7 protein-coding genes are annotated in these 9,909 nt (G+C 46.4%); 6 read left to right on the forward strand and 1 reads right to left on the reverse strand.

What is annotated here, in order from left to right:
* A partial coding sequence (locus ACMJ0U_RS09000; protein WP_417129635.1) for a WG repeat-containing protein occupies positions 1-1,345 on the forward strand: 1,345 nt, incomplete at its 5' end.
* 196 nt (positions 1,346-1,541) lie between these two features.
* Positions 1,542-2,915 (forward strand): MATE family efflux transporter, encoded by a 1,374-nt coding sequence (locus ACMJ0U_RS09005; RefSeq protein ID WP_417129636.1) that lies wholly within the window; start codon positions 1,542-1,544, stop codon positions 2,913-2,915.
* A 219-nt stretch (positions 2,916-3,134) separates the two neighbouring features.
* On the opposite strand, the gene guaA is transcribed toward ACMJ0U_RS09005, so the two are convergent.
* On the reverse strand, positions 3,135-4,688 hold the full coding sequence (guaA, locus tag ACMJ0U_RS09010; RefSeq protein WP_417129637.1) for a glutamine-hydrolyzing GMP synthase: 1,554 nt from the start codon (positions 4,686-4,688) through the stop codon (positions 3,135-3,137).
* A 184-nt stretch (positions 4,689-4,872) separates the two neighbouring features.
* On the opposite strand from guaA, the gene ruvX reads away from it, so the two are divergent.
* The 4 genes from ruvX (at position 4,873) to thrS (ending at position 9,879) form a co-directional block, all read left to right on the forward strand.
* Positions 4,873-5,289, forward strand: coding sequence for a Holliday junction resolvase RuvX (gene ruvX / locus ACMJ0U_RS09015; protein ID WP_417129638.1), 417 nt, complete (start codon positions 4,873-4,875; stop codon positions 5,287-5,289).
* A gap of 20 nt (positions 5,290-5,309) precedes the next feature.
* Complete coding sequence (gene def, locus ACMJ0U_RS09020; protein WP_417129639.1) at positions 5,310-5,864, forward strand: peptide deformylase; 555 nt, start codon at positions 5,310-5,312, stop codon at positions 5,862-5,864.
* Positions 5,861-7,864, forward strand: coding sequence for a tetratricopeptide repeat protein (locus ACMJ0U_RS09025; RefSeq protein WP_417129640.1), 2,004 nt, complete (start codon positions 5,861-5,863; stop codon positions 7,862-7,864). Before def ends, ACMJ0U_RS09025 begins: the two co-directional genes overlap by 4 nt.
* Positions 7,865-7,938: 74 nt before the next feature.
* Positions 7,939-9,879, forward strand: a complete 1,941-nt coding sequence (thrS, locus tag ACMJ0U_RS09030) for a threonine--tRNA ligase (protein WP_417129641.1) — start codon at positions 7,939-7,941, stop codon at positions 9,877-9,879.
* Positions 9,880-9,909 lie beyond the last annotated feature (30 nt).

Raw genomic sequence — 9,909 nt, forward strand, 5'->3', positions numbered from 1 at the left:
AAGAAATCTATTAGTATCAGGCTTTAGCTTGTGTGTGTTAGGTGCAATTCCTCAACCGGCAGAAGCGCAGTTCTTTAAGAAAATTAGTAATATGCTCGAAACAGTGGATAAGGCTTTAGGGGGAGATGCTTCCAAGAGTAATACTAATACGGGGAAAACAGCCAATGATGCACCTCAGACAGGAACTACGGTGAATGGCATACATCAGGCTACACTGTACGACGGGAAAACAACAATGAAATGCCCTGTCGTGACAAGCAGTACAAAAGTTATTTCAGTAGATGTAAGTCCTAGTATTTATGTAGATATGGCTTCTTATTCTGATGGAGTGGCTTTTGTGAAGGTGGACAAGAAATGTTTCTTTGTAGATACATTGGGAAATAAAGTATTGGATTATAATTATGGTCTGCCTTTTATGCGGGCATATCCACGTTTTTATCAAGGGGTTTGTCCAGCGAAGAAGGGCATGGCACGGAATATGTCATTGATAGATAAAACTGGCAAGGTTGTGATGGAGTTACCTGTGTATGATTGTACAAATTTTGTAGATGGAGTTGCCGCAGGATTTATATCTGTTCAAAAAGGATACAGTAAAGTAACGAAGGTGGTTTATTTTAATACAAAGGGGGAACCGGTGTATAATAACCTGATTGAGGAAGTGAAGTTTGGAAATTTGGAAACTCCTCGTCCGTTGTGTGAAGGGCTTGCTGCTCATTATAGCTATTCGAAGCAGTTGTATGGATTTAGAGATGAAAATGGTAACCTGGTGATTGCGCCAAGTTATTCAAAAGTACAGAATTTCAATGACGGATTGGCTGCTGTACAGACGGCAAGCGGAAAATGGGGCTACATTGATAAAACTGGTAAGATGGTAATTGAAGCAAAATTTTCTTCAGAACCTGGGCCGTTTAGCGAAGGTTATGCCGTGGTAGAAAAGCGGGATGGGAGTAAATGTTATATTGATAAGCAGGGAAATATAGCCTTTGACGGATTGAGAGATGCCAGCTATTTCCATAATGGAAAAGCTTTTGTCCGTTTGAATAATTCGGCCAGATATAGTCTTGCATTGATTGATAAGAATTTTAAAGTGGTTTCTGAGTTCCATACAGATTTGAATAACAGGTCTTTAGATAATGCGGTTTCTTACTCTGGAGATGATATCCTGATAAGCAATTGTTTTGTAACAGATATGGGAGATATGATTTTAGGAGCAGAACGTTTGCAAAGTCATTTTTCAGATGGATTGACTTATTGTGTTGTTTTGCAGGAAGGAGGAAAGACTATTTGTGGATGTACCAATCGGAAAGGTGAGCTTGTATTTATATTTAAGGAATCTGAATTTTAGGGATTTGTGTTTTAGAATAGTTCCTGAAAATTTATATGGGAATTTCTATTGTTGAGCACATAAGCTTAAGGATTGTCATGTGGCAGAAATGTTGACTGGCAATCCTTTTTGTCTGTAATTGGAAAGTTGATGAAAATAGGTAAGGGATATCCAATTTTACCGTAACTTTGCCGCGCATTTTGAAGAAGGTAAAAAGATGGATAATAGTGTGACTAAAAAACGTGTCCAGAGCAATGAGATAGATATGCTGAACGGGCCGTTGTTCAAGAAAATTTTGCTGTTTGCCCTTCCGTTAGCAGCCAGCAGTTTGTTACAGGAACTTTTTAATTCGGTGGATGTGGCAGTAGTGGGCCACTTCGTAGGAAGCAGGGCGCTGGCAGCCGTGGGAAGCAATGCGCCGGTTATCGGGTTATTGATAAACCTGTTTATGGGTGTTTCCATGGGAGCCTGTGCCATTATCTCCAACCACATCGGGCAGCAGGACGACAGGAGCATACGCAATGCTATCAGTACAGTGCAGTTGGTGGCACTTCTCAGCGGATTCTTTTTGCTGGTGTTGGGGCAGGTGGCTGCCCGGCCGATTCTGACATGGATGGGCACTCCGCCGGATGTGCTGGATGAGGCGGTGACTTACCTGCGTATATATTTCCTGGGAATGCCTTTTATTATGGCATTTAATTTCGGTGCCGCCATTTTGCGAAGTATGGGCGATACACGACGCCCGCTGTATATTCTGGTCATGGCCGGTGTAGTCAATACCTTGCTGAACCTGCTGTTCGTGATAGGTTTCGGCATGGGAGTGGCAGGAGTGGCTGTAGCTACGGGCATAGCCAATGCGGTCAGTGCCACCTTAATCATTCGTTTGCTGCGTAAGGAGAAAGAACCTTTCCGGCTGCATTTTGACAAGATGAAGATTCATGGGGTGGAGTTGAGCCGTATGCTGCGCATCGGAGTGCCGGCGGGAGTGCAGGGCATGATTTTCTCCATTTCGAATGTGGTGGTGCAGTCGTCTATCAACAGCTACGGGGCCGATGCGATTGCCGGTTCGTCGGCTGCGCTCAACTTTGAGTATTATTGCTATTTCATTATTCAGGGATTCAACGGGGCTGCCATCAGCTTCATTGCCCAGAACTATGGGGCCGGAAGAATGGACCGGGTGCATCGGGTGTTCTGGATTTGCATGGGCTCGAGCCTGGCCTTCTGTGCAGCCTTCAACTGGCTTTTTGCCTGGCAGGATGATTTCTTTTTGGGCTTCTTTTCGGATGTGCCGATGGTGCATCATTTCGGGGTTATCCGCATGCACATTGTGCTGGCCTGTCAGTTTATTGCCAGCAGTTATGAGATTGCCGGTTCATCGTTGCGCGGAATGGGAAAGTCGCTGACTCCGGCCGTGCTCACGGTGTTTGGAACCTGCCTGTTGCGTATTGTCTGGGTGTATGGGGTGTCTCCGGTGTGGAGGGGATACGATGTGCTGATGATGGTGTATCCGGTGTCGTGGGTGGTTACCGGATTGCTGGTGCTTACGGCCTACTGGTTGTTTATCCGGAAAAAGAGATTGCTTTTGAACTAAAAGAAATAGAGGCTGTCTCAAAATAAAAAACAGAGATAGGCTTGCTTACAATCTATAAGCTAAAACATAAAAACCTCCTGCTTTTAGTCCTATAATTGCAATAAACAAAGGCTAAAGCAGGAGGTGTTTTATTTCTAAATTTCAATCTATAAGATTTTTACTTTTACAATTCTATTTTGAGACAGCCTCATTTGCTATACTAAAGGATGAGTGTGTTTCTTATTCCCACTCGATGGTGGCTGGCGGTTTGGAAGAAATATCATAGCAAACGCGGTTCACGCCTTTTACTTTGTTGATAATGTCGTTCGAAACCTTGGCCATGAATTCGTAGGGCAGGTGAGCCCAGTCGGCTGTCATGGCATCGGTACTTGTTACCGCACGCAGTGCTACGGCACGTTCGTAGGTACGTTCGTCGCCCATAACTCCTACGCTCTGTACCGGCAATAGGATTACGCCGGCCTGCCATACCTGGTGGTACAAGGAAGTTTCGTTACCGTTTTCGTCTTTTACTTTCCAGTCGCGCAAGCTCTGGATAAAGATGTCGTCGGCATCCTGCAGGATACGTACTTTTTCACGAGTGATGTCGCCCAGGATACGTACAGCCAAGCCTGGACCCGGGAACGGATGACGGGTAATCAGGTGCTCTGGCATACCCAGTTCGCGACCTACGCGGCGTACTTCGTCCTTGAACAGCAGACGCAAAGGTTCGCAGAGTTTCAGGTTCATCTTTTCCGGCAGACCACCTACGTTGTGGTGACTCTTGATAACGGTACCGGTGATGGACAATGACTCGATGCAGTCAGGATAGATGGTACCCTGTGCCAGCCATTTCACATCCTGAATCTTATGTGCTTCTTCATCGAATACGTCGATAAAGCCTTTACCGATAATCTTACGTTTGCGTTCGGGTTCGGTTACACCTGCCAATTCTGAGAAGAACTTTTCGCTGGCGTCTACGCCGATTACGTTCAGACCAAGGCATTCATAGTCGTGTAATACGTTCTTGAATTCGTTCTTGCGAAGCATTCCGTGGTCTACGAAGATACAAGTCAGGTTCTTTCCGATGGCCTTGTTCAGCAATACGGCTGCAACCGATGAGTCAACGCCACCGCTCAGTCCTAACACAACCTTGTCGTCGCCAAGCTGTTGCTTCAGTTCGGCTACTGTGGTTTCAATGAAAGAAGCGGCACTCCAGTCCTGCTTTCCGCCACAGATGTCTACTACGAAGTTCTTCAGCAGCAAAGTTCCGTCTTCGCTGTGGAACACTTCCGGATGGAACTGTACGCCCCAGAGCTTTTCGTTCTTTGCCTGGTAAGCGGCGACGGCTACTTTGTCGGTAGAAGCGATGATTTCAAAGTTTTCGGGGATGGCAGTGATGGTGTCACCGTGGCTCATCCAAACCTGAGAATGTTCGCGGATGCCTTTCAGCAGTGGGTTCTGGTGGTCGAATGTTGCCAGATGTGCACGCCCGTATTCCCGTGTGTTGGCCGGCTCTACCTTTCCTCCGTTGGTGTATGACATGAACTGTGCGCCGTAGCAGATACCCAAGATGGGATATTTCCCGCGGATGTGGGTTAAATCAACTTTGAAAGCCTTCTCATCATACACTGAGAAAGGGCTTCCCGACAAAATTACGCCGATAACCGACGGGTCGTCGTACGGAAACTTGTTGTAAGGAACGATTTCGCAATACATGTTCAGCTCGCGTACACGGCGGCCGATAAGCTGCGTAGTTTGTGAACCGAAGTCAAGAATAATAATTTTTTCCTGCATATTGTGTGATGTAAAATGTAATCTATGCGTGCAAAGGTACGTATATTTTTCATAAATCCGATGTGGCCTTTGATTTTATTTGAAGCCGAAAGCTGTCATTTAGAGCCTTGAGGGCTTTATGGTATGCTTTTTTTAAGTTTTATATATAAATAAGTAAGGAATAAATTTGTACTTTTGCCGACGTATGAGCAGAATTTTAGCAATAGATTATGGCAGGAAACGCACCGGAATTGCAGTGACTGATCCGATGCAGATTATAGCGAACGGATTGACTACCGTACCGACACATGAGCTGATGGACTTTTTGCTGAAGTATGTGGCGCAGGAAAAGGTAGAGCGCATCGTGGTGGGGCATCCCAAGCAGATGAACAATGAGGACTCCGAAAACATGAAGTATATCAAGCCGTTTGTGGCGCAACTGAAAAAAAAGTTGCCGGATATGCCTGTGGAACTGGTGGATGAACGTTTTACTTCTGTGCTGGCACATCAGGCGATGCTTGACAGCGGACTGAAGAAGAAAGCACGTCAGGACAAGGCGTTGGTGGACGAAATTAGTGCCACGATTATTCTGCAATCTTATTTGGAATCAAAAAGAATGTAATTTAATAAACTTTAGAACATATGATTTTACCTATTTATGTATACGGGCAGCCTGTATTGCGTCAGGAAGCTCAAGATATTACTCCAGATTATCCAGGCTTGAAAGAGCTGATTACAAATATGTTTGAAACGATGGACCGTGCCGACGGGGTGGGACTTGCTGCGCCTCAGGTGGGACTTCCTATCCGTGTGGTGGTGGTGAACCTGGACGTGCTGTCGGATGATATGCCGGAGTTTAAGGATTTCAAACGTGCGTATATTAATCCGCATATTCTGGAAAAGGGGGAGGAAATGGTGTCTATGGAAGAGGGTTGCCTGAGCCTGCCAGGTATCCACGAAAGTGTGAAGCGTCCGGACAAGATTCACGTGACTTACCTGGATGAAAACATGCAGCCGCACGATGAGTGGGTGGAAGGTTATCTGGCCCGTGTGATGCAGCATGAATTCGACCACCTGGATGGTACCATGTTTATCGATCATTTGTCTGCTTTGCGCAAACAGATGATTCGTGGCAAGCTGAACGGCATGGTGAATGGTAAAGCTCGTTGCTCTTATAAAGTGAAAACGGTGAAATGATCAAAAGATTCCTATACATATTATATATAGGTATGTTTTTCCCGGTGGTTGCCCTGTCGCAGATTAATACGGACAGGGTTATGACCATCGGGAAAAATGCACTTTATTTTGAGGATTATGTCCTCTCTATCCAGTATTTTAATCAGGTTATCGGGGCGAAACCGTATCTGGCTGAACCGTATTTTTACCGTGGACTGGCCAAAATGAACCTGGATGATTATCAGGGGGCGGAGGCCGACTGCTCGCTGGCGCTGGAACGCAATCCTTTTGTGGTGAATGCGTATCAGATTCGGGGTATCTCACGTATCCGCCAGCAGAATTACCAGGGGGCTATCCAGGATTACCGCAAGGCCCTGAAGATGGACCCGGAGAACATCAGTCTGTGGCATAACCTGGCTTTGTGCCGGATGCACGAGGAGGAATATGCGCAGGCACGTGCGGATTTGGATACGCTGATTCGTATCTCTCCGCGTTATACGGATGCGTACCTGATGCGTACGGAGGTCTCATTGAAGCAGAAGGATACGCTGCAGGCCATGAACGATGCGGACAAGGCCATCGAGATGGACCGCTATAATCCGGATACATGGTCGTCGCGGGGGATGCTGTTTTTGCAGCGCGGAAAGTATAAGGATGCGGAAACGGACTTGACGGAGGCGATTCGTCTGTCGGTGCGTAATGCGGGCGTGTACATCAACCGTGCGCTGGCAAGATACCATCAGAATAACCTGAGGGGGGCGATGTCGGATTATGACCTGGCACTGGATGTGGACCGGAATAATTTTATCGGACACTATAACCGTGGTTTGCTTCGTGCGCAGGTGGGGGATGACAACCGCGCGATTGAGGATTTCGACTTTGTGCTCAAGATGGAGCCGGACAATCTGATGGCCCGTTTCAACCGGGGGTTGTTGCGCGACCGCACGGGTGATTATTCCGGGGCTATCGAGGATTATTCGGCGGTGCTGGAAGAATATCCTAACTTCCTGGCCGGATATCAGTATCGTGCGCAGGCCAGAAGAAAGGTGGGCGACCTGAAAGGGGCGGATGCTGATGAGTTTAAGGTGCTGAAAGCGCAGATTGAAGCGCAGAACGGAACGAAGAAGCAGACAGCTTCGAACGACAAGACGCGTAAGAAATCGGATAAGAACGTGGAAAACTACCGCAAGATTGTGGTGGCCGACAATGATTCGGAAGACGACCGCTACAAGACGGATTACCGTGGAAGGGTGCAGGACAAGAATGTGACAATTCTGCCACAGCCGATGTTTGCCCTGAACTACTACGAGCGTCCGGAAGAAGTGAAGCGTCAGGTCAATTATTATAAAGGTATCGACGACTTGAATGCACGCAGGGTGCTTCCGCATCGTCTGTTGATTACGAATAACGAGGCTTCGTTGTCGGAAGAGCAGGTGAAGCAGCATTTTGCTTCTATCGATGAACAGACGGCTGCCATTGTGAAGGAGCCGGGTAATGTGTTACATTATTATGCCCGGGCGCTCGATTTCTATTTAGTGCAGGACTTTGACAATGCGTTGAAAGATTTGGATGAGGCTATCCGCTGTGACTCTACGTTCTTCCCGGCTTATTTCAGTCGTGCGCTGATTTATTACAAGCAGCTGGAATACCGTAGGCGTGACCGGAAATTTGAAGTGGAAACGGTGGAGGAGCAGAACTTGCAAGTGCGTTCGTATGACTATAATAAGGTGCGTGAAGATTTGGATCGTGTGATTGAACTGGCTCCCGATTTTGTGTATGCGTATTATAACCGGGGTAACATCTTGGCGGTAATGAAAGATTATCGGGCTGCGCTGGTAGATTACAACAAGGCCATTGAACTGGATTCCCGTTTTGCGGATGCTTACTATAACAGGGGGCTGACCAATATCTTTTTAGGTAACAACCGACAGGGTATTCAGGATTTGAGTAAGGCGGGTGAACTGGGAATATTTTCGGCCTACAATATTATCAAGCGATTTACGACAATAGAGGAGAAATAATTGGATGCAATATTTTTCTTTAACTAAAAAGTTTATATTTTTGCGTCTCAATAACAGATTAATACAAAAAGACTATGGTTAAGATAACTTTTCCTGACGGCTCCGTTCGTGAGTATAACGAAGGAGTTACTGGTCTGCAGATTGCAGAAAGCATCAGTTCCCGTCTGGCACAGGATGTATTGGCTTGTGGGGTGAACGGTGAAACTGTGGATTTGAATCGTCCTATCAACGAAGATGCAAACTTCGTTCTTTATAAATGGGAAGATGAAGAAGGAAAGCATGCCTTCTGGCATACAAGTGCACACTTGCTGGCTGAGGCATTGCAGGAATTGTACCCGGGCATTCAGTTCGGTATCGGTCCGGCTATTGAAAACGGATTCTATTATGACGTAGATCCGGGTGAAGCTGTCATCAAGGAAGGTGACCTGCCCGCCATTGAGAAGAAAATGGCCGAACTGGCTGCCAAGAAGGAGGAACTGGTTCGTCAGAGCATTTCAAAGGAAGATGCTTTGAAAATGTTTGGCGACAGAGGGGAAACTTACAAGTGTGAGTTGATTTCTGAACTGGAAGACGGTCATATCAGTACCTATACTCAGGGTGCGTTTACCGACCTTTGCCGTGGTCCGCACTTGCTTTCTACGGCTCCTATCAAGGCTATCAAGCTGCTGTCAGTGGCCGGTGCCTACTGGAGAGGTCAGGAAGACCGCAAGCAGATGACACGTATTTATGGTATCACTTTCCCGAAAAAGAAGATGCTGGATGAATATCTGGTAATGTTGGAAGAGGCCAAGAAACGTGACCACCGCAAGATAGGTAAGGAAATGGATTTGTTCATGTTCTCGGATACAGTCGGTAAGGGACTTCCGATGTGGTTGCCGAAAGGTACTGCCTTGCGTATCCGTTTGCAGGATTTCCTTCGTCGTATCCAGGCGCGTTATGACTACCAGGAAGTAATGTGCCCACCTATTGGTAACAAACTGCTGTATGTGACTTCCGGTCACTATGCAAAATATGGTAAAGATGCATTCCAGCCTATTCATACTCCGGAAGAAGGTGAGGAATATTTTTTGAAACCGATGAACTGTCCACATCACTGTATGATTTATAAGAACTCTCCGCGCTCTTATCGTGACCTGCCGCTGCGTCTGGCTGAATTTGGTACGGTATGTCGTTACGAACAGAGTGGTGAGTTGCACGGATTGACTCGTGTACGTAGCTTTACACAGGATGATGCGCACATCTTCTGCCGTCCAGATCAGGTGAAAGATGAATTTCTCCGCGTGATGGATATCATTTCTATCGTGTTTACGTCTATGGGCTTGGAGAACTTTGAAGCACAGATTTCTCTGCGTGACAAGGAAAACCGCGAAAAATATATCGGTAGCGATGAAAACTGGGAAAAAGCTGAACAGGCGATTATTGAAGCTTGTGAAGAAAAGGGCTTGAAGGCTAAAGTAGAATACGGTGAGGCTGCATTCTACGGCCCGAAACTGGATTTCATGGTAAAGGATGCCATCGGTCGTCGTTGGCAGCTGGGTACCATCCAGGTGGACTACAACTTGCCGGAACGCTTCCAGTTAGAATACATGGGCTCAGATAACCAGAAACATCGTCCGGTAATGATTCACCGTGCTCCGTTTGGTTCAATGGAACGTTTCGTGGCTGTGCTGATAGAACATACTGCCGGTAAGTTCCCGTTGTGGCTGACTCCGGATCAGGTGGCTATTCTGCCTATCTCTGAAAAATTCAACGATTATGCTGACAAGGTACGTCTGGAGTTGAGAAAATATGACGTGCGTGCATTGGTGGACGACCGCAACGAAAAGATTGGCCGTAAGATTCGTGACAACGAAATGAAACGTATCCCTTACATGCTGGTTGTGGGTGAAAAAGAAGCTGAAAATGGAGAAGTTTCTGTTCGTAGACAAGGCGAAGGTGACAAAGGAACTATGAAATTTGAAGAATTTGCTAAAATTTTGAACGAAGAAGTTCAGAATATGATAAATAAATGGTAACTTTGCGCCCACTTGTGAAAGCATAGCATA

This window comes from Phocaeicola sp., assembly GCF_048170425.1.
GTDB lineage: Bacteria > Bacteroidota > Bacteroidia > Bacteroidales > Bacteroidaceae > Phocaeicola.

Excerpts from the sequence above, each read along its gene's own strand:
- ACMJ0U_RS09005 (WP_417129636.1), top strand. The coding sequence starts at position 1,542 with ATGGATAATAGTGTGACTAAAAAACGTGTCCAGAGCAATGAGATAGAT.
- guaA (WP_417129637.1), bottom strand. The coding sequence starts at position 4,688 with ATGCAGGAAAAAATTATTATTCTTGACTTCGGTTCACAAACTACGCAG.
- ruvX (WP_417129638.1), top strand. The coding sequence starts at position 4,873 with ATGAGCAGAATTTTAGCAATAGATTATGGCAGGAAACGCACCGGAATT.
- def (WP_417129639.1), top strand. The coding sequence starts at position 5,310 with ATGATTTTACCTATTTATGTATACGGGCAGCCTGTATTGCGTCAGGAA.
- ACMJ0U_RS09025 (WP_417129640.1), top strand. The coding sequence starts at position 5,861 with ATGATCAAAAGATTCCTATACATATTATATATAGGTATGTTTTTCCCG.
- thrS (WP_417129641.1), top strand. The coding sequence starts at position 7,939 with ATGGTTAAGATAACTTTTCCTGACGGCTCCGTTCGTGAGTATAACGAA.